Origin of the sequence: Paenibacillus tyrphae (assembly GCF_000722545.1) — a bacterium.
Lineage (GTDB): Bacteria > Bacillota > Bacilli > Paenibacillales > NBRC-103111 > Paenibacillus_G > Paenibacillus_G tyrfis.
The window spans coordinates 18,966-43,146 of record NZ_JNVM01000023.1 but is presented as its reverse complement, the minus strand read 5'-3'; the positions used below and the strand labels follow the sequence as shown (position 1 = coordinate 43,146).

The window sequence follows — 24,181 nt, the reverse complement described above, 5'->3', positions numbered from 1 at the left end:
CAGCTCAATCGCCCGATGTCCCAAGCACGGTGCCCGGCGCCAACTGTCCGCTTCGCGCGAACGCGGCGGCGTCCATGGCCTTCTTGCCTGCCGGCTGCAGCTCCGTGATCCGCAGCACGCCTTGTCCGGCAGCCACGGCGATTCCCCGTTCTCCCGCTTCCAGCACGGTGCCCGGCTGTACGCCGTCAGGCACCTGCTCCGACTCGGCAGGCTTGGCGCACGTCCATATTTTCAATACTTCGCCGTTCCACAGCGTGTAAGCTCCCGGCCGGGGATGAAGCGCTCGCACCAAATTCCACAGCTGCTCCGCCGGCTTCGACCAATCGATCCGCTCCTGCTCGCGGCTGATGTTCGGCGAGTATACTGCCTCCGCATCGTTCTGCGGCACCGGCTGCACGCGTCCCGCCAGCAAATCCGGCAGCGTCTCCTCCAGCAGCTTCGCTCCGGCCAAGCTCAGCTTGTCGAACATCGTGCCGGTCGTATCGCTGTCCTCGATCGGCACCTCAATCTTGCTGATCATGTCGCCGGTATCCAGACCTTCCGCCATGTACATGATCGTGACGCCGGTAACGTCGTCGCCGTTCATCACGGCGTAGTGAATCGGCGCCCCGCCGCGGTATTTGGGGAGCAGCGACGCGTGAATATTAATACAGCCCAGCCTCGGCAGGTCCAACACCGACTTCGGCAAAATTTGCCCATAAGCCGCCGTCACGATCAGATCCGGCTGCAGAGCGCGGATCGCCTCGACGGACTCCGGGCGGCGCAGCCGTTCCGGCTGAAGCACGGGCAGGCTGTGCTTCTCCGCCCCGACTTTGACGGGGGTCGGCGTCAGTACGCGCTTGCGCCCGACCGGACGGTCCGGCTGCGTGACGACCGCGACGACCTCCAGATTTTTAGCGTTCAGCAGCGTCTGCAGAGACGGCACGGCGAAATCCGGCGTGCCCATAAAAATCACTCTCATGCGTCATCACGATCCTCTTGCTCGCTGCGATACATTTTTTCCGCCAAGTCCGTATACAGCACCCCGTTTAAATGATCCACCTCATGCTGGATGCAGCGGGCCAGCAGCTCGGTCCCTTCGATGACGATCTCCTCGCCGTCGCGGTTGAGGCCCTTGACCTTCACTCGGGCAGCGCGCTTCACATCGCCCGTAAATCCGGGAATACTCAGGCAGCCTTCCGGTCCGAACTGTTCCCCTTCCCGCTCGATGATCTCCGGATTGATCAGCTCGATCAAGCCGTGCTCGTCGCCGACGTCCATGACGATGACCCGCTTGAGAATGCCGATCTGCGGTGCGGCCAGTCCTACGCCCTCCGCATCGTACATCGTATCCGCCATGTCGTTCAGCAGCTTATGGATGTTCGGCGTAATTTTAGGAACGGGCTTGCATTTTTCACGCAGCACCGGGTCCGGGTCCTTCACGATGATTTTGATTGCCATGTATAAGCACCTTCCTTTTCATTTCAAGAGAATGAACCGGCCTTTTTCACAGCCGGCTGATATGTTATGTATATTCCGGCCGCATGGGCCGGTTGACAGTCCGTTACATTAACACCTGGGGATCGACATCGATCGCCACTGTCAGCTTGTGCTGCTTCACGGTATCGTCAAGCACGGCGGCCGCTTTCTGGACCAAGGCGGAAATGTCCGTCTCTCCCCGATATTTTATCATGCATTGAAACCGATATCTATCTTTGATCCTAGAAATCGGCGAAGCGACGGGCCCCAGCACCTCCAGCTCGGTTCCGTCCGCTTGCATCGTCTGCGCCAGCTCTTTCAGACGGGAAGCGAGCATTTCACCCGCACGAAGCAGCAGCTGCACCTGCTCATGCGATAGCGTAATCAAGACGAGCCGGTGAAACGGCGGATAATTGTGCAGCTTACGCATCAGCATCTCCTTGCGCATAAAACCCATATAATCATGCTTGCTCGCGCTCATAATGCTGTAATGCTCCGGCGTGTACGTTTGCACGAACACCTCGCCGGGCAGCTCGTGCCGTCCGGCACGTCCCGCCACCTGCGTCAGCAGCTGGAACGACCGTTCGGCCGCGCGGAAATCGGGCAGGTTCAGTACGGAATCGGCAGCGAGCGCGCCGACGAGTGTCACGTATGGAAAATCAAGCCCCTTGGCGACCATTTGCGTGCCGAGCAGCACGTCGGCCTGGCGATTCCGGAACATCCCGAGCCATTTTTCATGCGAGCCCTTTTCCGTCGTCGTGTCGACGTCCATGCGAATAACGCGAATGCCGGGGAACAGCTTGCCGAGCTCCTCCTCGACCCGTTGCGTTCCCGTGCCGAAATGGCGGATATGCTCGCTGCCGCAGTCCGGGCAAACGGCCAGTTCGCGCTCCGCGTAGCCGCAGTAATGACAGCGGATCGCCTTGGAGCTTTGATGGTACGTCAGCGAAATATCGCAGTGCGGACAATCCGCGACATAGCCGCAGGTGCGGCACATGACGAACGTGGCGTACCCGCGCCGGTTCAGAAGCAGGACGACCTGTTCCTTCTTGTGTAACCGATCTTCGATCGCTTTATACAAGGCGCGGCTGAACATCGAGCGGTTGCCGTTTTTCAGTTCCTCGCGCATATCGATGATATTCACCCGCGGCAGCGGCCTTCCCTCGACACGCGAAGGCATGGAGAGCAATTCGAATGCCGGCCGATCGGGGGTTGCCAAAGCCGCAGCCTCGGCGGAAGTCCGGTACATGCTTTCCAGCGATGGCGTCGCGGAGCCCAGCACGACCGAGGCTCCGTGTTCGCCCGCCCGGGCGATCGCCACGTCGCGGGCATGATACTTCGGGCTTTCTTCCTGTTTATAGGTCGACTCGTGTTCTTCATCGATAATAATGAGTCCGATATTCGTAAATGGCGCGAAAATCGCCGAGCGTGCGCCGATCACGACGCTAACTTCCCGGCGCACGATTTTGCGCCATTCGTCATAGCGTTCACCGTTGGATAAACGGCTGTGCAGCACGGCGACCCGGTTGCCGAACCTTCCCTTGAACCGCTCAACCATCTGAGGCGTTAGCGAAATTTCCGGGACGAGCACGATCGCTTCGCAGCCTTGATCCAAGCATGTTTGGATCGACTGGAGATAGACTTCCGTCTTCCCGCTGCCGGTTACCCCGTGCAGCAAAAAGACGCGCGGCGTCCGTCCTTGCACCGCCTCCCTGATCCGTTCGAAGACTGCTTGCTGTTCGGGCATCAGCGGGAGCGGCGAGGTCGGCTTGAAGGTACGCGACGCATAGGGATCGCGCTGCACTTCGGTTTCCTCCAGCAGAAGCCATCCTCGTTCGACTAGCCCTTTTACCGCTGCGGCGGTGATTTGCAGCTTCGTAAGCAATTCCGTCAGCTTGATCGGCTCGGGATGCTCCTGCAGAAAACCGAGCACCTGCTTTTGTTTGGCTGCACGGGCCGGCAGCTCGTCTTGCCACGCTTCCAACTGACCGGGATCGTTCGGCGGAAACACATAAAGCGCTTTTTTCGTAGACATCCGGTCTTTGACCATTTGAATTTCCGTGAGCCGTCCGTCTTCCAGCAGCTGTTTGATCAGTGCGCCTTTTTCCGAAAATGTTTGCAGCAGCGATTCCATCTCGACCGATTCGTGCCTGCGGACATAAGCGAGGATTTCTTCCTGCTCGGGGAGGAGCAGAGGCAGCAGCTCCGGCTGCTTTTCTTCGTTCTCCAGGTCGTCGGCCGCCTTAACATGCCGTTCGTATTTGGCCTTAAGCGCCCCGGGGATCATCGCTTGCAGCGCAATAATTTCGTGGCAAAGATACGTGCGGCTGATCCAGCGGCCCAGCTTTACCAGTTCGGGGGTTAGCGGAGGAGTGACGTCCATCGTCTGGCGGATCGGCTTCAGCTTCTCCGGGTCGAGGTCCGTTCCGTTGTGAATCTCTACGACAAACCCTTGCACGGTCCGCGGGCCGAAGGGAACGCCTACGCGGCTCCCCACGGCGATGTAATCCCGCATCGTTTCCGGTACTATATAGTCAAATGCCCGGTTCGTAGGCCGGGCCGGGACATCCACAATGACTTTGGCGTACATTCGTCGGTCATCTCCCCTTTCCGAGACGATCCGCAACTAGCGTGAGCAATCTGGCTGCGACTTGCCCTTTCGACATCAGGGGCAGCGCTTCAACCAGCCCCCCGGAATCATAAATCCGTACGACGTTCGTATCGGTCCCGAAGCCTGCGCCTTCCATCGTCACGTCGTTGGCTACCAACAGATCGCAGCGCTTCTTCTTCAGCTTTTCCTGCGCAAACGTCTCCAAATGCTGCGTTTCGGCTGCAAATCCGACGAGAAGCTGCGACGGCTTCTTCCGTTCGCCGACCGCTTGAGCGATATCCGGATTTTTCACCATCCGCATCGTCATTTCATCTTCGCTTTTCTTGATTTTATGCTCCGCCTGCTCCGCAGGCCGGTAATCGGCCACAGCCGCGGCCTTGATAATCACATCCTGCTCGGGCAGCCGGGAAAGGACCGCTTCCATCATCTCCAGTGCGGATTCGACTTTGACCACGGTCACGCCGGCGGGCGCAGCAATCGAAGCTTTGCCCATAACGAGCGTCACGTTCGCCCCCATCCGCTGCGCTTCCTCGGCGATCGCATACCCCATTTTGCCCGAGGAATCGTTGGTCAAGTACCGGACGGGGTCGATCCGTTCCACCGTCGCGCCGGCCGTAACCAGAACATGCTTGCCTTCAAGCAGTCGCTTCTCTTGGAAAAACCGTTCGACCGCAGCCACGATCTCTTCCGGCTCCGCCAAGCGCCCCTTGCCCACATAGCCGCAAGCCAGCTGACCCGTGCCGGGCTCGATGAACCGGACGCCGCGCTCCGCAAGCTTCTGCATGTTCGCCTGCACCGCGGGGTGCGTATACATATGCACGTTCATAGCGGGAGCTACGAGAATCGGCGCCGTGGTGGCCAATAGCGTCGTGCTGAGCATATCGTCGGCGAGGCCCAGCGCGATTTTGCCAATGACGTTGGCGGTGGCCGGGGCGATCACCACGACGTCCGCCCTGTCGGCCAGATCGATATGCGATACGACGGAAGCGTCCTTTTCGTCGAACGTATCGACGATGACGTCGTGTCTCGACAACGTTTGGAACGTTAGCGGCGCCACAAATTTGGTCGCCGATTCCGTCATAATCACCCGCACGTCGGCTCCCGCCTGCGCCAGCTTGCTGCATACCGCCGCCGCTTTGTAAGCGGCAATGCCGCCGCTGACCCCGAGCAAGACCGTTTTTCCGTTCAACATGGGGCTTCGCTCCTTTCCCTTACGAGCAATGAATCGTATCCTTGCGAAAAAAATAACAACCACGAGGGTTGTTGTTTACTTTAAGGACTCTTTGTTTTGCAATTTCTCGTAGGAAATATGGTCTTCGTAGATTTCTTCCAGAGCCAGACCTACATATTTATGCGACTTCTTTTGCTTTAATTCGGTTTTGGAACCGTCACGCAGCATGCGCGCCCGTTTGGAGGCCGCTACCACGAGCGAATACTTGCTGTCTACCTTGTCCAAAAGTTTGTCGATAGAAGGATATAACATGTTATTTTTTCACCTCAGCCATCCAATGTTGAATTTTGGAAACTATCCGGTCTTTGCGACAGTGCTCCGCCGTTAAGATGCTGCGGATGCGAGAACAAGCGAGGTCTACTTGATCGTTGACGATAGCATAATCGTAATGTTCCATCATCGCGATCTCATCGACCGCCACCGACATGCGGCTGCGAATCGTTTCCTCGGATTCCGTGCCGCGTCCGACGATGCGGCTTTCAAGCTCCGGCAGCGACGGAGGCAGCAGAAAAACGAAGACCCCTTCTGGGAACTTCTGCTTCACCTTCAGCGCGCCTTGCACTTCGATTTCCAAGATAATGTCCTTACCTGTGTTCAGCGTGTCTTCTACAAACTTGCGCGGCGTCCCGTAGTAATTGCCTACGTATTCCGCCCACTCCAGCATTTGATCCTGCGCGATCATTTGCTGGAATTGTTCTCTGGTCTTAAAAAAATAGTTGACCCCATCCACTTCGCCCTGCCGCGGAGCCCGCGTTGTTGCGGAAACCGAATATACGATATCCGGCGCACAGCTCCGCAGCGCTTTACAGACGGTACCCTTGCCGACGCCGGAAGGACCGGAAAGCACGATCAAAATTCCCTTATCCGCAGGGGTATATCCTACATTACTCGTCATGATCATCGTCCTTGTTGGAAAGTCGATGCGCCACCGTTTCCGGCTGTACCGCGGACAAAATGACATGATCGCTGTCCGTGATAATGACGGCGCGGGTGCGGCGACCGTAAGTCGCATCGATCAGCATATGGCGGTCGCGCGCTTCTTGAATGATCCGTTTGATCGGTGCCGATTCCGGGCTGACAATGGAAATGATTCGATTCGCAGATACGATATTCCCGAAACCGATATTGATTAGTTTGATCGCCATTGTTATAGGTTCCCCCTGAGCATTTTTTTGCAAGTTAGGGGTTGTCTTTCTTCACCGTCTACGGGTCAGAAGCATGTTTCTTCGGCTGCTCTTGATATCGGGTTCTCAATTAATGTTACCTTGCAGTAAGAACCCGATATCAAAGGCGGCACGTAAACTACAAGTTTTCCGCAAGGAAAACTGCATCGGAAGCCTATGCTCCGGAACATGCTCTGCCCTCCGCCTCCAGTCGAAAGACAAAACACTTGCAAAAAAAATTAGATATTACTTATAAGTAGTTACTCGATATTTTGAATCTGCTCCCGCATTTTTTCGAGCTCCGCTTTCATGTCGACCACCACGGCGGCCAGCTGGGCGTGATTCGCTTTAGAACCGATCGTATTCGCTTCCCGGTTCATCTCCTGAACGAGAAAATCGAGCTTGCGGCCCACCGGTTCGGAGGATTTCAGCAGCTCCCGGAACTGCTTGCAGTGGCTTTGCAGACGGGTCAGCTCTTCGGCGATGCTCGCACGGTCGGCAAAGACGGCGATTTCCATGGCAAGCCGCTGCTCGTCCGGAGGCGCTTGCTGCAAAAGCTCTTCGACCCGGGTGCGAAGCTTGCCGGCATAGTCTTGGACCACTTGAGGCGCGATCCCCGAGGCCGTGCTGCAATAATGCTCCATCGTCCCGATACGCTGCATCAAATCACTGTGAAGAAAAGCGCCTTCCTTCTCGCGCATGTCCGAAAGCTCCCTTGCCGCTTCCGATGCACAAGCAATGAGCTCCGCTTCCATCCGCTCCTCGGCCATCTCCTCATTCTGCCCGATCGCAACCAGGCCGGGAATGGAAAGCAAATCGCGCAGGCTCAGCTCGTCCTTGAGAGATAACCGCTCCCGCAGCTGTTCGGCCGCTTGAGCATAGCCCATGGCCAAGCTCCAATCGATCTCGACAGCTTGCGGTACGTCGCGGTCGCGTTCGACCGTAACGAACGCATCGACACGCCCGCGCCTTACATGCTGCTGAACGGCGGCTTTAACCGCGTTCTCGTAACGGGCAAATTCCCGGGGCATCCGTACCACGATCTCGCAGTAACGGTGATTGACCGATTTAAGGTCAATCTGGATCCGGAAGCCGTCTGTCGTACGTGCGGCTTGTCCGAAGCCGGTCATACTGATGACCATGGCCTTCACATCCATTATCCTATTCTAATTCATTTTGATAGTGGGTACAAGTGGGAATCAAGCCGCTGCGCTTTCTCCCAAACGTACTCCGTCAGCTGTACGGTCATCTCGTAAGCAAGGAACGGCGTCATCAGGTAAATTCCTTTAAAATAATGCATCGCCGCATCGAGTAGTTCCTTGGCGATTTGCACGCCCATGGCTCGTCCTTCTTCGCCCTTAAGCCCGTTCATCCGCTGCCGGACTTCATCCGATAGCTGAATGCCCGGAACCTCGTTATGCAGGTATTCGGCGTTGCCCCCGCTGGCGAGCGGCATAATGCCGATGAAGATCGGAACGTCCAGATGCTTTGTCGCCTCGTACACCTTCTCGATCAGCTCCGCATTATAGACCGGCTGGGTCATGATATAATCGGCGCCGGACTCGATTTTGCGCTCAAGCCGCTGCACCGCTTTATCCAAGTGCTTGACGTTCGGATTGAAGGCGGCGCCGATGACGAAATTCGCGTTCTTCTTAAGCGACTTGCCGGAAAAAGCGATTCCCTCGTTCAATTGCTTAATCATCCGGATGATCTCGAATGATGTCAGATCGTACACGGAGCTCGAACCCGGCAAATCGCCGAATTTGGCCGGATCGCCCGTCACGGCCAGCACATGGTCGATGCCGAGCGCATGAAGCCCCATCATATGCGATTGGGTACCGATCATGTTGCGATCCCGGCACGCGATGTGAATGAGCGGCTTCATGCCGATTCTCTCTTTTACCAAACTGCCGAGCGCCAAGTTGCTCATCCTTGTGACGGCGAGCGAATTGTCCGCCATCGTCAACGCGTCGACCCCGGCATTTTTGAGCGCCTGCGCCCCCTGCATGAACTTCTCGATGTCCAGATCGCGAGGCGGGTCAAGCTCCACGATGACGGTATAGCGCTCCTTCGCGAGATCGGCGAGATTCGGCTCCGGAGCGGAAGGCGACGATACGGGCTGCAGACGCGTCACAATGCGGCCGGTCTCGCTTCCCTCGCCAGCTTCCTGCAGCAAGCGCAACGCATCCGGATCGGGCGCATAGTTCTGAAGCGACTGCGTCATGGCGGCGATATGCTCAGGCGTCGTGCCGCAGCAGCCGCCGACGATGCGCGCTCCCAAGTCGACGAATTTCCGGGCGGTTTCCCCAAAATATTCCGGAGTCGCCGCATAGGTGTACCGTCCGTCCACATAGTCGGCGATCCCTGCGTTCGGGAACACCGAGAACGGCGGCGCGCCCTCCATGCCGGCGACCCGCTGGAGCGAACGCATCAGCCCGTTCGGACCGCTCCGGCAGTTGAAGCCGACTACGTCCGCCCCGGCCGCCGTCAGTTTCCGGAACGCTTCCGTCAGCAGGATGCCGTCATGCGTCGAGTCCGTGCCTTCGGTCGCAAACTGGCAAATGACCGGGAGCTCGCTGACCTTGCGGATCAGCCTCAGCGCGATCAGCATTTCCTCCAGATCGTAGAACGACTCGAGCAACAGCCCATCCACCGGCGTATCGACAAGCACCTCGATTTGGTCGCGAAAATCTTCCTTGACCTTGGCGGTGCGGACATTTTTGCGTTTGCCCGCCCGGATCGAGCCGATAGCGCCGACAACATAGGCGTCGTCTCCAACCGCTTTTCTGGCCAGCTCGACACCGGCGCGGTTGATCGCCTCCATCTCCTGCTCCAGCCCGTATTTGGACAGCTTTTCGCGGTTCGCCGAGAACGTATTGGTCTCGATTAAACGCGCTCCGGCTTCGTAATAGCGCCGATGCACGTCCATGATGACATCAGGCTCCAACAAATTTAATTCTTCATAAGAAATGCCGACAGGAAAACCCATCTGATACAGGTACGTACCCATGGCCCCGTCCCCTACCAGCACCTGACGTCTGAGAGCTTCTCGCAAATCCGGTTTCACCAACGGCATCTCCCTTCTCTCCATGATGGACCTTACAGCGTTCCTTTAAACACGATTTCCGCCGGACCTGTCATATAGACATGATTGTCCGACTCGTTCCATTCGATCCGAAGCTCGCCGCCCTTTAAGGAAATGACCGCTTCCCGGTCCATTTGTCCGGTAAGTACGCCGGCCACCAGCGTGGCGCAGGCGCCCGTTCCGCAGGCGAGCGTCGGGCCCGCGCCGCGTTCCCACACCCGCATATCGGCGTAATCGCGCCTTTGGACCGTCGCAAACTCTACATTAATTTTGCGGGGAAACAGCGCATGTGTTTCGAGCTTTGGGCCCCAAGCGTGCAGATCCGTTCCAATGGCATCCTCGACAAAAATGACGCAGTGAGGGTTGCCCATCGACACGGCGGTAAACCGGAATTCGCGTCCATCGACGGTGACCGGATGCTTGATGATCTGCGGCTCGTCGATCGTCGTAGGAACTTCGAGCCCGTTCAATACCGGCGCTCCCATATCGACGCGTACCGCAGTGACGCGCCCTTCCTTGACCGTCAGCTGAACCGCCTGCGCCCCGGCTCCGATCGTTTCGATCGTCAGTTCCGTCTTGTCCCGGGGAACAAGCTCGTGATCGTAAATATATTTGGCCGCACAGCGGATGGCGTTGCCGCATTGCTCCGCCTCCGAGCCGTCGGAATTGATGATCCGCATCATATAATCGGCTTTTGCCGATGGAAGCAGGTAGACAAGACCGTCCGCGCCGATGCCGAAATGGCGGTCGCACAACCGGATCGCTTGCCCGGATGCGTCCGTAGGCAGCTCCTTGTGGCCGTGCAAGACGATAAAATCGTTGCCTAACCCTTGCATTTTCGTGAAATTCATCGTTTTGGCTCCCATTTCAGCGTTTTACACCCTACTATATCGCAAATTCGCAGCTATGCATAGCGGTTCCGCAAAATTTTATCCGAATTCGGGCGAAAATGCAAATAGCCGAACCCTCTGCTTTTGCAGGGGTCCGGCTCCTATCCTCTTACCGTACGACCGGCTTCATCGCCTTCGACCCGCCGCCTCCGTAGGACGCAGGCTTGCGTTTCCGCGGCTTGCTCATCAGGCTTCCGATACCCATCAGAAATGTCGGGATACCCGCAAATACGAGCACAAGCACCCAATCCATAACACCGAGCGGCACCGTCTTGAAAATCGGCTGGAGCCGCTCGACATAGAGCACCGGCAGCATCAGCAGCAGCGAAGAGACGACCGCCATCACAAGCCACTTGTTCTGCAGCGGGTTCCGGTGGAAAATCGAGCGCGAGCTGCGGCAGTCGAACACATGGATGAGCTGCGCCATAACCAGCGTGGCGAAAGCGACCGACTGCGCCTTGATAAGCGCGCCCGGGCCGTCCCCGCCCTGCTTGAGCGTAATGTAGAACGCCGCCAGGGTACACAGTCCGATTAGAATGCCGCGGCTTATAATTTTCCACCCGAGGCGGCGAGCAAAAATATTTTCTTTGGCCAGACGGGGCTTCTGCTGCATCAGATCCTTCTCCGCCTGATCCACGCCGAGCGCCATGGCCGGCAGTCCGTCCGTCACGAGATTGACCCATAAAATCTGAATTGGCACGAGCGGCAGCGGCAATCCGGCCAGCATGGCGAGGAACATCGTCAAAATTTCGCCGACATTCGAAGCAAGCAAGTAGCGAATAAATTTGCGGATATTTTCGTAAATCCCGCGTCCTTCCTCGATGGCCGAGACGATCGTGGCAAAATTATCGTCGCTGAGCACGAGCGCGGACGCTTCCTTCGATACGTCCGTCCCGCTGATCCCCATGGCGATGCCGATATCCGCCGCCTTGATCGCCGGCGCGTCGTTCACGCCGTCGCCGGTCATCGCCACGACGTGGCCTTGGCGCTGCAGCGATTTGACGATGCGCAGCTTATGCTCCGGCGACACGCGCGCATAGACGTACACCTCGCCGATGCGCTTATCCAGGTCGTCGTCGCTCATCGCGCTAAGCTGCTGGCCGTTCAGAGCGAGGCCGTCCTGCGGCAGAATGCCGATCTGCCTGGCAATGGCCTCCGCCGTCGTCTGGTGATCGCCGGTGATCATGACCGTTCTGATTCCGGCCTTGCGGCATTTGAGAATCGCTTCCCGCGCTTCTTTGCGCGGCGGGTCGATCATCCCGGTCAGACCGACGAACACAAGCTGGCTTTCCACCGTCGTCTCTTCCTCGCTTCGTTCCGTCAGTTTCAAATCGCGGTAAGCCAGGCCGAGCACGCGGAGCGCGTTTTTGGCCATCCCTTCGTTCGCGGCCATCACCTTCTGCTTGAGCGTCGGAGTGAACGGGATGATTTTGTCGTCCCACAGCACGTAGGTGCACTGCTGCACCAAGACGTCGGGCGCTCCCTTTGTGCAGACCATCCGCCCGCCCTGATGCTCGACGATGACCGACATCCGCTTGCGCTCCGAATCGAACGGGAACTCCACGACGCGCCGGTACAAGCCTCCGAGCGATTGCTGCGTGACGCCGGCTTTAGCCCCGAGCACGACAAGCGCTCCCTCCGTCGGATCGCCCTTGATGCTCCACACGGCCTCCGTCTCGTCCTCCGGCTGATTTTTCTTGGACTCCGTCCGCTCCTCCCGCAGCTCCGCGTTGTTGCAGAGCACGGAAACCTGTAGCAGCCGGCGCAGCATCTGGTTTTTCCGCACATCGACGTGCTGCCCCTGCTTCAAAATTTCGCCGCGCGGGTCGTAGCCGTTCCCCGTCACCTCAAGCAGTTCGCCGCCTGCCCATAAATGGGTCACAGCCATTTTATTTTGCGTCAGCGTGCCGGTTTTGTCCGAGCAGATGACCGAAGCGCAGCCGAGCGTCTCGACGGAAGGCAGCTTGCGGACGATCGCCTTGCGCTGAATCATCCGCTGTACCCCGAGCGCCAGAGCGATGGTCACGATCGCCGGCAGCCCCTCCGGAATCGCGGCGACCGCAAGGCTCACTCCGGCTAGGAACATGCCGTACGGCTCCTGTCCGTGCAGGATTCCCGCAACCACGACCATCACCGTCAGCGCCAGCGCAACGACGATCAATATTTTGCCGAGCTGCTCAAGCCGGTGCTGCAAAGGCGTCTCGGTGGCATCAGTATTTTGGATGAGGTCAGCGATCTTGCCCATCTCGGTCGCCATGCCAGTACGGACCACGACTCCTTTGGCCGTTCCTCTCGTCAGCATCGTCCCCATAAAGCCTACATTGCGCTGATCCCCCAGAGGGATATCTTCTCCCTCCAGCGGCTCCGTATGTTTGGCGACCGGCACGGATTCCCCCGTCAGCGCGGATTCTTCCGCATAAAGACCGTTCGTCTCAATGAACCGGACGTCCGCCGGCATCCGGTCGCCGCTTTCCAGCACGACGATATCCCCTGGAACCAGCCATCGTGCCGGTATGAGCTCCACTCGGCCCTCCCGCAGCACGTTGGCGTTCGGCGCCGACAGCTCCTTCAGCGCCCGCAGCGATCGTTCCGCCCGGAATTCCTGCACGAAACCGAGAATGCCGTTCATGATAATAATCGCAATGATCGCGACCGCGTCCAAATATTCGCCCAACAGACCCGAGACGAGCGTCGCTCCGGCGAGCACGAGCACCATGAAGTCTTTGAATTGGTTCAAAAACAGCGTCACGGGAGACACGCCTTGTCCTTCCGCCAGCTCGTTTTTGCCGTATGCGGCCAGACGCTTTTCCGATTCCTCCATAGTCAGCCCTTTTGAAGGCTCTGTCCCGGACGACTGCAGGGTTTCTTCCGTCGACATTTGATACCACTTCTTCTGACTCATCTGCTTTTTCCCTCCCAAAAGGTTGTCTACGTTAAATGTATTCAGACAAGCTGGAAATTAGCACCTGGGAAAGGAACGCCGAGGCTGCCTCAGACATATTCGGGCCCGGCGACTTAAAATTTGCTTGAAAATATGGCATGATAGAGGGTAGCACTCAAAAATCGCTTTTTGCGCATGAAGAATGGAGTTGTCCCGCATGTCTTTCGACGGTCTCGTCGTTCACAGTCTGGCCCGCGAGCTGCAATGCTGCGTCGGGGCCCGAATCAATAAAGTGCAGATGCCATCGGAAAACGATATCGTCCTGCAAATCCGCGCGGTCGGCCGGAACCTGAAACTGCTGCTGTCCGCCAACCCCACCTACCCCCGGGTGCACCTCACCGAGCAGAGCTTCCTGAATCCGCTGGAAGCGCCGATGTTCTGCATGCTGCTGCGCAAGCACTGCGAAGGGGGCATCATCGAAGCGATCGAGCAGCCCGGTCTCGAGCGGATATTGCATCTGAACATCCGGCAGCGCGACGAACTCGGGGACCTCAGTCTCAAAACCATCGTCGTGGAGATTATGGGCCGCCACAGCAATATTATTTTGAAGGACCCGGCGACCGGGATCATTACCGACGGCATCCATCACGTCACGCCGGCGATCAGCAGCTACCGCATCGTCATGCCGGGCAGCGTCTATACGCCACCGCCGGAGCAGTACAAGCTGCTTCCGTTCGGAATGAGTGAGGAGAGGTTCACCGCTCTCCTTACCGAAGCGGCCGAGGCGGCCGATGAGCAGCCCGCTTCCCCGCGCTTCTGGGAGCAGGCTCTCGTCGGGCATTTTAGCGGGTTCAGCCCGCTCGTCGCCCGCGAGCTTGTGCATCGCGCCGCCAACGGGGGCCTGCCTCTGCCGTCCGAAATGCCTGCGAAGCTTTGGGCTCCGTTCCGGGAGCTCACCGAAAAGCTGGAAGCCGGAGCGACGGAAGCGGTTATTGTCGAAGAAGCGTCGACGGGCAAAACGTTCTTCTCCATTACGGAGCTGAGCCACGTGCAGGGCGAGACGCAGCGTTTCGCCTCGATCAGTGCCTGCCTCGAAGCCTATTACGGAGACAAGGCCGAACGGGATACCGTGAAGCAGCGCGTAGCCGATCTGTTCCGGCTGCTCAGCAACGAACGCAGCAAAAACATCAAAAAGCTGGAAAAGCTGGAAGAGACGATGGAGGACGCCCGCGGAGCGGACCGTTTCCGCATCCTTGGCGAGCTGCTGACCGCTTCGCTGCACCAAATCCGCAAAGGCGACAAGCAAATCGAAGTCGTGAACTATTACGATGAAGAGCAGCGTCCCGTCACGATCGAGCTTGATCCGCTGCTGACGCCGTCCGAGAACGCCCAGCGGTATTTCAAGAAATATTCCAAAAGCAAAAACAGCTTGATCGCCGTTCAGCAGCAGATAGCCGAGGCTCACGAGGAAATCCGTTACTTGGACAATTTGCTGCAGCAGCTTGCCAGCGCGGGACTGGCCGATATCGAGGAAATCCGCGAGGAGCTAACGGAGCAAGGCTACGTTCGGGACCGCGGCAAAAAAGGACGCAAAAAAAAGCCGAACCAAAAGCCGGCTTTGGCCTGCTACACTTCAAGCGAAGGCATCCCGATCTATGTCGGCAAAAACAACACGCAGAACGAATACTTAACGAACCGGCTCGCCCACCCCGGCGATATGTGGCTGCATACGAAAGATATTCCGGGCTCTCATGTCGTCATTCGCAGCGCCGAGTACGGCGATGCTACCTTGCACGAAGCGGCCCAGCTTGCCGCCTGGTTCAGCCAAGCCAAGGAATCGAGCCAGGTGCCGGTCGATTATACGCTCATCCGTCACGTGCGCAAGCCTAGCGGCGCCAAGCCGGGATTCGTGATCTACGACCATCAAAAAACGCTGTTCGTCACGCCCGACCCGGGGAGCATCAAGCAGCTGCCGGTAGCCATAAAATAAACCCGAACAGCGAGCAAAAGCACCTGAATCCGCAGTATGCGAATCAGGTGCTTTTTCATTTACGGCACCGCCGGAAGTTCAATAACGACCGTCGTTCCGAACCCTTCCTTACTCGTTATGGTCATGGACCCGCGATGATTTTCAATAATTTTGTAGCTGACCATGAGCCCGAGACCCGTTCCTTTGTTTTTCGTCGTATAAAACGGTTGACCCAGCTTCGCCAGCTTGGTCTCCGGAATGCCGCAGCCTTGGTCGATAAAGCTGATGCGTATGCTGCCCCGCTCCGACTTTTCCGCCTTGACGAGGAACGTGCCGCCTCCCGGCATCGCTTCCACTCCGTTCTTCAGCACATTGATGAATACCTGCTTCAACTGGTTTTCTACGCAGCTTGCCAGCGGAAGTTCATCCTCGATGTCCGTTTCAATGGTCACCTTGCTGATGATGGCTTGCGTTTCGAGCAGCATAATGACGTCATGCAGGATCGAAGGCACGGATTTCGGCAAAAAGTCGACCGCCTGCGGCTTCGCCAGCACGAGCAGCTCGCCGACGATCTCTTCGATCCGCTCCAGCTCGTCCGCCATGATGGACAAATAGTTTCCGTGCTGCCCTCCCGAGCCCATCAGCTTGGTAAAGCCTTTGAGCGCGGTCAGCGGATTGCGAATTTCATGCGCGATGCCGGCGGCAAGCTGGCCGACGGCCGACAGCATCTCCGACTTCCGCAGCAACTCCTCCGTTTGCTTCCGCTCCGTAATGTCCTCGGCGATTTTAAGATAATGGATAATCCGGCCATCCTGATCTTTAATCGGCAAAATCTTGACGGATTCCGAATAATTCGGCCCGTTTTTGCGCCGGCATTCCAACTCGCCTTTCCACTTGTGTCCCGACGAGAGCATGCTCCAGATTTCCTCGAACGTGGTCGCGGAGGCGTCCCAATGATTCAGCTCGCGAAGGGAAGTGCCCGCCATCTCGGCCATTTGGAACTCGGTCATTTCCGTAAATTTGGGGTTCGCGTATTGGATCTTCCCCTCCGCATCAGCAATGACGATGACGCAAGGGCTTTGCTCTATGGCATAAGAAAGCTTAAGCAGCTGCTCGTTGGCCGACTTTAGCTCCGTGATATCCACGAATGTCAGGACGATGCCTTTGATCACATGATCGTTCGTACGGTAAGGCAGAACGCGCATGCTGTACCACAGCCCGCTGCGGCTCCGAATCTCCCGCTCGACGGGAATCAGCGTCTTCAGCACGTTTTGAACATCGCTTAAGATGCCATCGTCATCAAAGTTATGCGAAATGTGTCCGAAGGGACGCCCGCAATCGACCTCAAGTAAGTTGATTTCCTTCGTGATGGCAGGCGCAAACCGGCGAATGCACAGGTTGGTGTCCAAGAAGACCGTTCCGATGTGGGTGCTGGACAAAAAATTGTCCATATCGTCGTTCACTTCGGTCAGTTCCTGAAGCTTGAACTGATATTCCGAGTTCACCACAGCCAGCTCTTCGTTCACCGATTGAAGCTCTTCATTCGTGCTCATGAGCTCTTCATTCGCCGCCGCCAGCTCTTCGTTGGTCGCTTGAAGCTCCTCGTTGGATGTTTCCAGTTCTTCGATCGTCGCTTGAAGCGACTCCTCAGCTTGCCGCAGCTCTTGCTCCAGCTCGATCATCCGATGGTTGACGTTCGGTTCGATTTCGAATTCGTCGGCGGCCCGGACCGGATTGCCAAGATGCTCCGGCTTCTCGAACAAAACGAGTACCAGCTTGTCGAATTTTTTATTTTTCAATGAAAACGGCTTCACGATCAGATTAACGGATGACGATAGCTCCGAGCCGATTACCTTCATGTTTTTATAATAAAGGGCACGCTTTTCTTTGCGGACTTTTTGCATGGCTGTTACAATCGCCACTGCCAAGTGAGCCTCGACGATTTTGTAGATGTTCCAGCTCGGCCTTCCCTTCGCCAGCGTTACATAAGGATTCACGTTGCCGCTGAGATGAATCACTTCGTTGTTTTCGTCGATCACCATACAGGGCGGCATGTGCTCGTCCACGAAAGCCGTATACAACTCGTCCGTTTTCATGAAGCTTTGCGCATCCTTCAACGGCCGACGATCCCGCCTTGCCGCTGCTGTCGGACGTGTCCGGGGAGCGCTGGGGTCGCCCCTGTCGATCTCGCTTGCGAACACCGGCCCCGGTCCCGGCGGCTGCTTCTGCCTGAAAATATTCCACTTGCGGTCATAGGGGACAAATAAATGCGTGAGCCGGCCGATCGTTTCGCTCGGTCCCAAAAACATAAACCCATCCGGATTAAGCGCAAAATGAAACGTCGACAGCACCTTCTGCTGCGTTTCGGATTGCAAATAGATCAACAGATTGCGGCAGGCGATCAGATCCAAGCGGCTGAACGGCGGGTCCTCAACCATGTTATGATGCGCAAACACGACCATCTTGCGAATGTCTTTATTGATGTGATACAGGTCTCCGTATCGGGTAAAATACCGCCTAAGCCATGGTTTTGGCAGACTGTTCACCGCCGCTTCGGGATAGATGCCTTGACTGGCTGCAGCGACCGCGTCCTTGTCCAGATCGGTGGAGAAAATTTTGACCGAGTAAGGCTCCGTCGAGCGCTCGTTGAATTGATGAAACAGCATAGCGAGGGAGTAGGCTTCTTCGCCGGTTGAGCATCCCGCAACCCAGACGCGGATATGCCGTTCGTGCCGCCTGTTTTCCGCGATGGCGGGAATAACTTTTTTCTGAATGGTCTCGAATGCCTGCGGGTCGCGAAAAAAATGCGTCACCCCGATAAGCAAATCTTTGCCCAGCGCGAGCAGCTCGTCCGGCTCGTCTGTCAACAGTCGCGCATATTCCTCCACCCCTGTCAGGTTCAGCCTGCCCATACGGCGTTCAATGCACCGGATGAGGCAGCTTCGTTTGTAGTTCTGGAAGCCGATTCCGCATGCTTTGTTCAGCAGCCCGAGAATCCGCTGCAGCGCCTGTTCGTCAATCGCGGGCTCCAGTTCGCCGCCTTCCGGCCTAAATTGCGGCAGCGCTTCAAGCTCTCCGGCCGGCGCTCCTCTTCCGACGATCTTCCCCCCGGATTCGTACGGACACAGCCTGTACTGCAATGCTTGATTACCGTTCATTCATTTCAACCTCTTTCCCAGCCGGTACATGAATCCCGGTTCCCTTCCATGTTTTACCCGTTACGTCCACAGGATTCCGTATCAAAAATAAAGCTACAGCTCAAGTATACCCGTTTTCTTCCAATTTCGCTCACTTTTTTTGACAGCACGGTGCACCGGTATGCTTAAATAAAAACCGCCCTTCGGCGGATACGTTTCCGCTAGAAGGACGGTCTTCCTACAAGCCTAACCGCTTGCGCAAATAACTTTCGAACGGTCCGCGCAGCTCCTCCCGCTCCAGTGCCATCTCGATTGTCGCTTCGAGGTAACCCAGCTTGTCGCCTACATCAAAGCGCCGGCCCGGTACGGGAAACATCACCATTTGCCGCAGCCGGTTCAGCTCCTGCAGGGCGTCGGTCAATTGAATCTCGCCGCCGCGGCCAGGCTCGCTATGCTCAAGTATATCGAAAATATCCGGAGTGAGGATATACCGCCCAATAATCGCCCAGTTGGACGGGGCTTTTCCGCGTTCCGGCTTCTCGATCAAGCCGTCGATATAACGATGCGAATGCTGCCCTGCCAAGGGTGAGATGATACCGTATTTGTCCACGTCGTCCCAGGGCACTTCCTGGCAAGCGATCACCGACGTGTTCGTCGCCTCGTGCAGGTCGATCATTTGCTTCAGGCAAGGCGGCTCCGATTGAATGATATCGTCTCCAAGCAGCACGGCGAACGGCTCATTGCCGATGAATTTACGAGCGCAGAGCACGGCGTGACCGAGCCCAAGCGGCTGCTTTTGACGTATGTAATGAACGTCAGCCAGGTTCGATACGGACTGGACGATGCCGAGTAACTCCCGATTTCCTTTTTCTTCGAGAATGGTCTCAAGCTCCACCGATTTGTCGAAATGGTCTTCGATGGCCCGCTTGTTGCGCCCGGTGATGATCATAATATCTTCGATACCGGATGAAATGGCTTCCTCTACGATATATTGAATCGCCGGCTTGTCGACGATCGGCAGCATTTCCTTCGGCTGCGCTTTGGTCGCCGGCAAAAATCGGGTACCGAGTCCCGCGGCCGGAATAATCGCTTTGCGTACGGTCATGACCGCATCCCCCTTCGTTCGAATAGCCGGTCTACGACGTCCGCAGCGACGCGGCGCGCCCCGATCGGCGCATGAAATACGACGCCGCCCCGTTCGCCATGGTAATCCGATCCTGCCGTTACCAACAAGCCGTGCGCGGTGGCCAACGCTTCATAGTGCGCTTCCTGCTCCGGGGTATGGTCGGAATGGAATGCTTCCACGCCGACGAGCCCGACTTCCGCAAGCAGCGGGATCAGCTCGTCCTGCCCGTACAGCCCCGGATGGGCCAGCACCGGAGCTCCGCCGGCCTCCAAAATCCACTCCACCGCCTGCTGCGGCGTGATGCGGGGCGGGTTCACGTAGGCTGCCGCCCCTTTGGCCAAATATCGGTCGAACGCTTCGGCCATCGAGCTTACATACCCTTTGCGCACCAAAGCATCGGCGATATGCGGACGGCCTACGGTGTCGCCCGCTTTTTTCGAGGTCCGCAGCGATTCGAGCACATCGTCCATCGTAACGGACAGTCCCAGCTCCTGAAGCTTGTTCACGATCATGTCGTTGCGCCGGTTGCGCACTTCTCTCAGCTCTGCAAGCCTCGATAGAAACCGAGGGTCCGTATCGTCGATCCAATAGCCGAGCACATGAATGTCCTGTCCGGCATGGACGGTGCTGATCTCCACGCCCGGTACGACAGCGATACCGTACTTCAAGCCCGCTTCCATCGCCTCCCAGAGTCCGCCCACCGTATCATGATCGGTTATCGCTACCGCTGCGAGTCCCGCTTCTGCAGCCAGCCGGACATTATCGGCAGGCGGCCTCGTACCGTCCGAGGCCAGCGTATGCGTATGCAAATCTGCAAATGCCATAGAACCTACAGACCTCCCTTTTTTCTCAACCAAGTCTGTTGTTATAGCCACTGGCTTAAATCGCGCTCCCGCAAAAAGGTCATGAAGGTCACGGCCGAGATGGGAAGCAGCGTAGAGTTTAAGTAGATGGCATGAAAGCTGCGGGCGAAGGAAACCCCTTCGACGTCCTTCACCTGCAAGACGCCGAGGGCAGCTTCATGCTTGACGGAGGATTGCGACACGATCGAGATGCCGAGTCCGGCCTCTACGGCTGATTTTATCGCCCCCGTGCTGCCAAGCTCCATCACGATTTTCAGTTCGGACACATCGCAGCCGGCCCGGGCCAGTTCCTCCTCCATCACCTTGCGCGTTCCCGAGCCCTGCTCCCGCAAAATAAACGGATATTTTGCAAGCTCCTCCAGACCGATCTGCTCACGTTCGGCAAGCGGATGACGCCTCGGCACGATCAGCTTCAATTCGTCATTCAACACGGCTTCCGTATGCACGTCCGGATGATGCACCTCGGCCTCCACCAAGCCGAAGGTCAGCTGATGACTCAGCACTTCCTCCAAGATTTGCTTCGTATTGATGACCTTCATGCTGACGGAGATGTTCGGATATTCTTGCCCGAACGGTCCTAACAGCCGGGGCAAAACATACTCCCCCGCCGTTAAGCTCGCACCCAGATGCAGCCGGCCTTCCAGCATATGCGTGAATTTGGACATGCGAATGTCCGTCTCCCTCATCAGCTCAATGCTGCGGAACGCAAACGGCAGCAGCTCCCGGCCGGCTTCGGTCAGCTCAACCCGCTTGGTCGACCGTACGAACAGCTTCGTCCCGAAATAGTCCTCAAGCGACTGCACCTGCATCGTCACCGCCGGTTGTGTCATATGCAGCGCCTGCGCGGCGTAGGAGAAGCTCCCCTTTTCCGCAACAGTATGAAAAATATGAAGCTGGTGAAAATTAAGCGCCATAACGACTCCTCCGCAAGCGTTGTAGCCTCATTATATAAGAAAACCTTCATCGAAGCTATTCGAGGATGCACGACCGCGGATCAGCGGTAGGTTTTCTTGTGGGCGGGAAAGCGTTCGGCTTCGCCGAAAACTGCTGCTTTCCCGACCGTTAAGAAAACCTTCATCGAAGCTATTCGAGGATGCGCGACCGCGGATCAGCGGAAGCTTTTCCTGCGGGTGGGAAAGCGCTAAAAAGCATGCCGATTCCCGGCATGCTTGAAATGTCCTCGCATCTTATCTTCGCTTACGGCTATTTTTGATCAGCGTCATGCGCCGCGAATGGCGAAGCCAGGAATAATAGGAGCGCAAATCCCGCAGCTCCATCGTCTCCGACATCCTCCCAAGGAACGTGACGACGATCATTTTGTACGCCTCCGGTTCCCTCGCCGATTCCGACACATCCATCTTGACAAATTCGGCGACCATGACCAGATCCTCGTCGATCAGGTAAACATCCTGCTCGTTTTTGTAGTAGGGTTGGATCGAGTCCGACTTCAGCTTGCTCCACAAAAAAGCCGTAATGTCGTGAAAGCCTGTCTTCTCCGTTTCCACTCGATCGACCCATCGGCTGCGAGCGTGATGGGTGACGACGATATCCGCAATCGGCTTACCTCTAAGCAGCCCGTCGCGCGATACGTTTTTTCGTTCCCGGCCGTCGACTTTCCCTCCGTTCAACTTCCCAACCCCTTTCCTACAAAAATAGTTCCGTTACCCTATGTACACATAATGTTACCTATTATTTTGCCTTATTCCAACTCGAGAATCAAATTAAAAAAACTTTAGAAACCGGAGCCAGAACTTGCTGCTTGCCTAAGGTGCGCATGCCCCAAAATAAAGAAAGAAGCTTCTGCGCACAGAAGCTCCTTTTCTACCGTAAGCTATGATCGTATATTCGTTCCGATATTACAGAGAATAGAATCTTGTCTTATCCGGAACGTTACTGGTATACTCGGTTTTGATCTCGTTTCGATACGAGCGTTCCACTTTTTTTACAAACGGCAGCTTTTGAAGCTGCTTCACCGTTTCGTCCAGACGGCTGGAATAAACGTACATCGCAGCATAGTGCAGTCTTTTGGAAATAAAATGGACATTCCCATATTTCTCCAAATGTTTGCCGGCCGCTTTCAAATCGCTTACCCAGACAATAATGCCGCTTCGCTCGGTAAACATGGACAATGACCTTCTTTCTGTTTGCTATAGGATCAGGAAAGGACCGATGAACGATGGATGCACCGGAAAACGAATTGTTAGTCGAAATCTCCCGCGGATCGATGACCGAAAGCGTACACCGTGGCCATATCGCCGTTGTGGATAACGAGCGGAAGCTGCTGGCGTATGCCGGGAATCCGGAATTTTACACGTTTACCCGCTCGACAGCCAAACTGCTGCAAGCCATCCCGCTGCTGGAAGCCGGCGGAAGCGAGCGGTTCGGGTTGACGCCATCGGAGACTGCGCTGCTTTGCGCCTCGCACGGAGGGGAACCGGAGCATGCGGCAACCGCTCTGGAGATTTTACGAAAGCTGGGAGTGGATGAAAGCGCTCTAGGCTGCGGCCCGCAGGAGCCAATGTATAAGCCCGCGGCCGATGCGATAAAGCGGGAGCGTCGCGAACCCGGACAGCTTCATAACAACTGCTCCGGCAAACATGCCGGCATGCTGGCCCTTGCCAAGCTCATGAATGTTCCTATACAACAGTATATCGCACCCGAGCATCCTGTCCAGCAAAAAATGCTCCGGACGGTCGCCGATATGTGCGGGGTCCCGCCGGAAAGCATCACGCTTGGAACCGACGGCTGCGGAGTCCCCGTATTCGCCGTCCCGCTGGCCTCGCTCGCATTCGCTTACGCGCGGCTCGGGCGGCCGGACGGCCTGTCTCCGGAGCGGGCGGAGGCTTGCCGGACGATCATCGGAGCGATTCGGAAAGCGCCGTTCTATGTAGCCGGCAGCAACAGATTCGATACCCGCCTCGCCGAGCTGACGCAAGGCCGCATCATCGGCAAAATGGGGGCCGAGGGCTTATATGCGGCCACCGTGCCGGAGCAAGGCATCGGCATTGCCCTCAAAATTGAAGACGGCGCCGAACGCGCCATCTATCCCGCCGCTACCGAAACGCTGCTCCAGCTCGGTTTGCTTAACGTCGAAGAGGCATTGCAGCTTGCCAGCTTCCACCAGCCGGCGGTGAACAATCGCCGCGGCGATCAGGTCGGCAGCGTTCGGCCGGTCTTCCGTCTTCATCGCGTCTAAAGCACGGGCCCGGGATATCCCCGGGCCCGTTTTATCGCTTATTAACCGCACTTGCCGCTGCAGCTTCCTCCGGAGGAGCAGCCTCCCCCGGCTGCAAGCGGATCGTTCGAAGGCACCTTGATCGTATCCGATACGGACCGCGCGATGATCTCCGACACGTCGTGCAGCAAGTCGTCCAGCCGTTTCTCCGCTTCCTTGAAGCGCCGGACGGACTCTACAGCATCAAGCCGATCTTGAACCGCCTTGACCCGGTCAAGCGCCTCATGGTAATTCGGGTGAAAATGCCCGAAGCGTTCGCACTCCTCGAACAATTCTTTGGCTTTAAGAAACTCCTTCACCAACTGTCGGACTTCCTGGTCGGCCTCCTTGCGTTGTTTCCAATATAAATAATCCGCCGTTTCCGCGGAGAACTTGATGCGGTCAGCCAGCTCATATGACCCAAGCAGTATGGCAGACATGTCGAGCGTGTGCGTCTCCGTTACCGCCATGCAGCAGCACCGTCCTTTCATTTGGGTATGGTTCGTCAGACCATGTCAGACATGTTTATCATACCATACTTGAGGACGGTCGT

General features: G+C 56.9%; 20 protein-coding genes. 2 read left to right on the top strand and 18 right to left on the bottom strand.

The window, feature by feature from the left end; genetic code table 11:
* Positions 1-4: 4 nt before the first annotated feature.
* The 11 genes from fmt to ET33_RS25650 form a co-directional block, all read right to left on the bottom strand.
* A complete protein-coding gene (gene fmt, locus ET33_RS25700) occupies positions 5-961 on the bottom strand; it encodes a methionyl-tRNA formyltransferase (protein ID WP_036688885.1) in 957 nt (318 codons plus the stop codon).
* Positions 958-1,440 (bottom strand): peptide deformylase, encoded by a 483-nt coding sequence (def, locus tag ET33_RS25695; protein ID WP_036688883.1) that lies wholly within the window; start codon positions 1,438-1,440, stop codon positions 958-960. The genes fmt and def overlap by 4 nt, the downstream gene beginning before the upstream one ends.
* A gap of 103 nt (positions 1,441-1,543) precedes the next feature.
* Positions 1,544-4,048 carry a primosomal protein N' gene (priA, locus tag ET33_RS25690; protein WP_036688879.1) on the bottom strand — a complete coding sequence of 835 codons (2,505 nt, stop codon included), beginning with the start codon at positions 4,046-4,048 and terminating at the stop codon, positions 1,544-1,546.
* 7 nt (positions 4,049-4,055) lie between these two features.
* Positions 4,056-5,261: a bifunctional phosphopantothenoylcysteine decarboxylase/phosphopantothenate--cysteine ligase CoaBC gene (gene coaBC, locus ET33_RS25685; RefSeq protein ID WP_036688876.1), complete on the bottom strand. Its 1,206-nt coding sequence runs from the start codon at positions 5,259-5,261 to the stop codon at positions 4,056-4,058.
* A gap of 75 nt (positions 5,262-5,336) precedes the next feature.
* The gene (gene rpoZ, locus ET33_RS25680; protein ID WP_036688874.1) at positions 5,337-5,552 is read right to left on the bottom strand and encodes a DNA-directed RNA polymerase subunit omega; all 216 of its coding nucleotides are present in this window, start codon (positions 5,550-5,552) and stop codon (positions 5,337-5,339) included.
* A gap of 1 nt (position 5,553) precedes the next feature.
* Positions 5,554-6,195: a guanylate kinase gene (gmk, locus tag ET33_RS25675; protein ID WP_036688870.1), complete on the bottom strand. Its 642-nt coding sequence runs from the start codon at positions 6,193-6,195 to the stop codon at positions 5,554-5,556.
* Positions 6,185-6,445, bottom strand: a complete 261-nt coding sequence (gene remA, locus ET33_RS25670) for an extracellular matrix/biofilm regulator RemA (RefSeq protein ID WP_009672664.1) — start codon at positions 6,443-6,445, stop codon at positions 6,185-6,187. Before remA ends, gmk begins: the two co-directional genes overlap by 11 nt.
* Before the next feature lie 278 nt (positions 6,446-6,723).
* Positions 6,724-7,605: a YicC/YloC family endoribonuclease gene (locus ET33_RS25665; protein ID WP_036688866.1), complete on the bottom strand. Its 882-nt coding sequence runs from the start codon at positions 7,603-7,605 to the stop codon at positions 6,724-6,726.
* A 29-nt stretch (positions 7,606-7,634) separates the two neighbouring features.
* On the bottom strand, positions 7,635-9,530 hold the full coding sequence (locus ET33_RS25660; protein WP_036689093.1) for a bifunctional homocysteine S-methyltransferase/methylenetetrahydrofolate reductase: 1,896 nt from the start codon (positions 9,528-9,530) through the stop codon (positions 7,635-7,637).
* 32 nt (positions 9,531-9,562) lie between these two features.
* Positions 9,563-10,399 carry a diaminopimelate epimerase gene (dapF, locus tag ET33_RS25655; protein ID WP_036689090.1) on the bottom strand — a complete coding sequence of 279 codons (837 nt, stop codon included), beginning with the start codon at positions 10,397-10,399 and terminating at the stop codon, positions 9,563-9,565.
* Positions 10,400-10,547: 148 nt separating this feature from the next.
* Complete coding sequence (locus ET33_RS25650) at positions 10,548-13,340, bottom strand: calcium-translocating P-type ATPase, SERCA-type (protein ID WP_036688863.1); 2,793 nt, start codon at positions 13,338-13,340, stop codon at positions 10,548-10,550.
* A gap of 196 nt (positions 13,341-13,536) precedes the next feature.
* Here ET33_RS25650 and ET33_RS25645 point away from each other — a divergent pair, with 196 nt between their 5' ends.
* Complete coding sequence (locus ET33_RS25645; RefSeq protein WP_036688861.1) at positions 13,537-15,309, top strand: Rqc2 family fibronectin-binding protein; 1,773 nt, start codon at positions 13,537-13,539, stop codon at positions 15,307-15,309.
* 59 nt (positions 15,310-15,368) lie between these two features.
* Here ET33_RS25645 and ET33_RS25640 read toward each other — a convergent pair whose 3' ends face one another.
* The 6 genes from ET33_RS25640 to ET33_RS25615 form a co-directional block, all read right to left on the bottom strand.
* Positions 15,369-18,446, bottom strand: a complete 3,078-nt coding sequence (locus ET33_RS25640; protein ID WP_036688858.1) for a CheR family methyltransferase — start codon at positions 18,444-18,446, stop codon at positions 15,369-15,371.
* 217 nt (positions 18,447-18,663) lie between these two features.
* Positions 18,664-19,530, bottom strand: a complete 867-nt coding sequence (gene galU / locus ET33_RS25635; protein ID WP_036688855.1) for a UTP--glucose-1-phosphate uridylyltransferase GalU — start codon at positions 19,528-19,530, stop codon at positions 18,664-18,666.
* Positions 19,527-20,375: a PHP domain-containing protein gene (locus ET33_RS25630; protein ID WP_036688852.1), complete on the bottom strand. Its 849-nt coding sequence runs from the start codon at positions 20,373-20,375 to the stop codon at positions 19,527-19,529. Before ET33_RS25630 ends, galU begins: the two co-directional genes overlap by 4 nt.
* 41 nt (positions 20,376-20,416) lie before the next feature.
* Positions 20,417-21,328, bottom strand: coding sequence for a selenium metabolism-associated LysR family transcriptional regulator (locus ET33_RS25625; protein ID WP_036688849.1), 912 nt, complete (start codon positions 21,326-21,328; stop codon positions 20,417-20,419).
* Positions 21,329-21,601: 273 nt separating this feature from the next.
* Positions 21,602-22,042: a hypothetical protein gene (locus ET33_RS25620; protein ID WP_036688846.1), complete on the bottom strand. Its 441-nt coding sequence runs from the start codon at positions 22,040-22,042 to the stop codon at positions 21,602-21,604.
* Between the two features lie 228 nt (positions 22,043-22,270).
* Positions 22,271-22,537 carry a YlbG family protein gene (locus ET33_RS25615; RefSeq protein ID WP_036688843.1) on the bottom strand — a complete coding sequence of 89 codons (267 nt, stop codon included), beginning with the start codon at positions 22,535-22,537 and terminating at the stop codon, positions 22,271-22,273.
* Between the two features lie 53 nt (positions 22,538-22,590).
* On the opposite strand from ET33_RS25615, the gene ET33_RS25610 reads away from it, so the two are divergent.
* Positions 22,591-23,610, top strand: a complete 1,020-nt coding sequence (locus ET33_RS25610; RefSeq protein WP_036688840.1) for an asparaginase — start codon at positions 22,591-22,593, stop codon at positions 23,608-23,610.
* Positions 23,611-23,651: 41 nt separating this feature from the next.
* Here the strand turns inward: ET33_RS25610 and ET33_RS25605 are convergent, their stop codons facing one another.
* Positions 23,652-24,098 (bottom strand): YlbF family regulator, encoded by a 447-nt coding sequence (locus tag ET33_RS25605; protein ID WP_036688838.1) that lies wholly within the window; start codon positions 24,096-24,098, stop codon positions 23,652-23,654.
* Positions 24,099-24,181 lie beyond the last annotated feature (83 nt).

Coding starts and splice junctions, on each gene's coding strand:
- fmt (WP_036688885.1), bottom strand. CDS start 961: ATGAGAGTGATTTTTATGGGCACGCCGGATTTCGCCGTGCCGTCTCTG.
- def (WP_036688883.1), bottom strand. CDS start 1,440: ATGGCAATCAAAATCATCGTGAAGGACCCGGACCCGGTGCTGCGTGAA.
- priA (WP_036688879.1), bottom strand. CDS start 4,048: ATGTACGCCAAAGTCATTGTGGATGTCCCGGCCCGGCCTACGAACCGG.
- coaBC (WP_036688876.1), bottom strand. CDS start 5,261: ATGTTGAACGGAAAAACGGTCTTGCTCGGGGTCAGCGGCGGCATTGCC.
- rpoZ (WP_036688874.1), bottom strand. CDS start 5,552: ATGTTATATCCTTCTATCGACAAACTTTTGGACAAGGTAGACAGCAAG.
- gmk (WP_036688870.1), bottom strand. CDS start 6,195: ATGACGAGTAATGTAGGATATACCCCTGCGGATAAGGGAATTTTGATC.
- remA (WP_009672664.1), bottom strand. CDS start 6,445: ATGGCGATCAAACTAATCAATATCGGTTTCGGGAATATCGTATCTGCG.
- ET33_RS25665 (WP_036688866.1), bottom strand. CDS start 7,605: ATGGTCATCAGTATGACCGGCTTCGGACAAGCCGCACGTACGACAGAC.
- dapF (WP_036689090.1), bottom strand. CDS start 10,399: ATGAATTTCACGAAAATGCAAGGGTTAGGCAACGATTTTATCGTCTTG.
- ET33_RS25650 (WP_036688863.1), bottom strand. CDS start 13,340: ATGAGTCAGAAGAAGTGGTATCAAATGTCGACGGAAGAAACCCTGCAG.
- ET33_RS25645 (WP_036688861.1), top strand. CDS start 13,537: ATGTCTTTCGACGGTCTCGTCGTTCACAGTCTGGCCCGCGAGCTGCAA.
- ET33_RS25640 (WP_036688858.1), bottom strand. CDS start 18,446: ATGAACGGTAATCAAGCATTGCAGTACAGGCTGTGTCCGTACGAATCC.
- galU (WP_036688855.1), bottom strand. CDS start 19,530: ATGACCGTACGCAAAGCGATTATTCCGGCCGCGGGACTCGGTACCCGA.
- ET33_RS25630 (WP_036688852.1), bottom strand. CDS start 20,375: ATGGCATTTGCAGATTTGCATACGCATACGCTGGCCTCGGACGGTACG.
- ET33_RS25625 (WP_036688849.1), bottom strand. CDS start 21,328: ATGGCGCTTAATTTTCACCAGCTTCATATTTTTCATACTGTTGCGGAA.
- ET33_RS25615 (WP_036688843.1), bottom strand. CDS start 22,537: ATGTTTACCGAGCGAAGCGGCATTATTGTCTGGGTAAGCGATTTGAAA.
- ET33_RS25610 (WP_036688840.1), top strand. CDS start 22,591: ATGGATGCACCGGAAAACGAATTGTTAGTCGAAATCTCCCGCGGATCG.
- ET33_RS25605 (WP_036688838.1), bottom strand. CDS start 24,098: ATGGCGGTAACGGAGACGCACACGCTCGACATGTCTGCCATACTGCTT.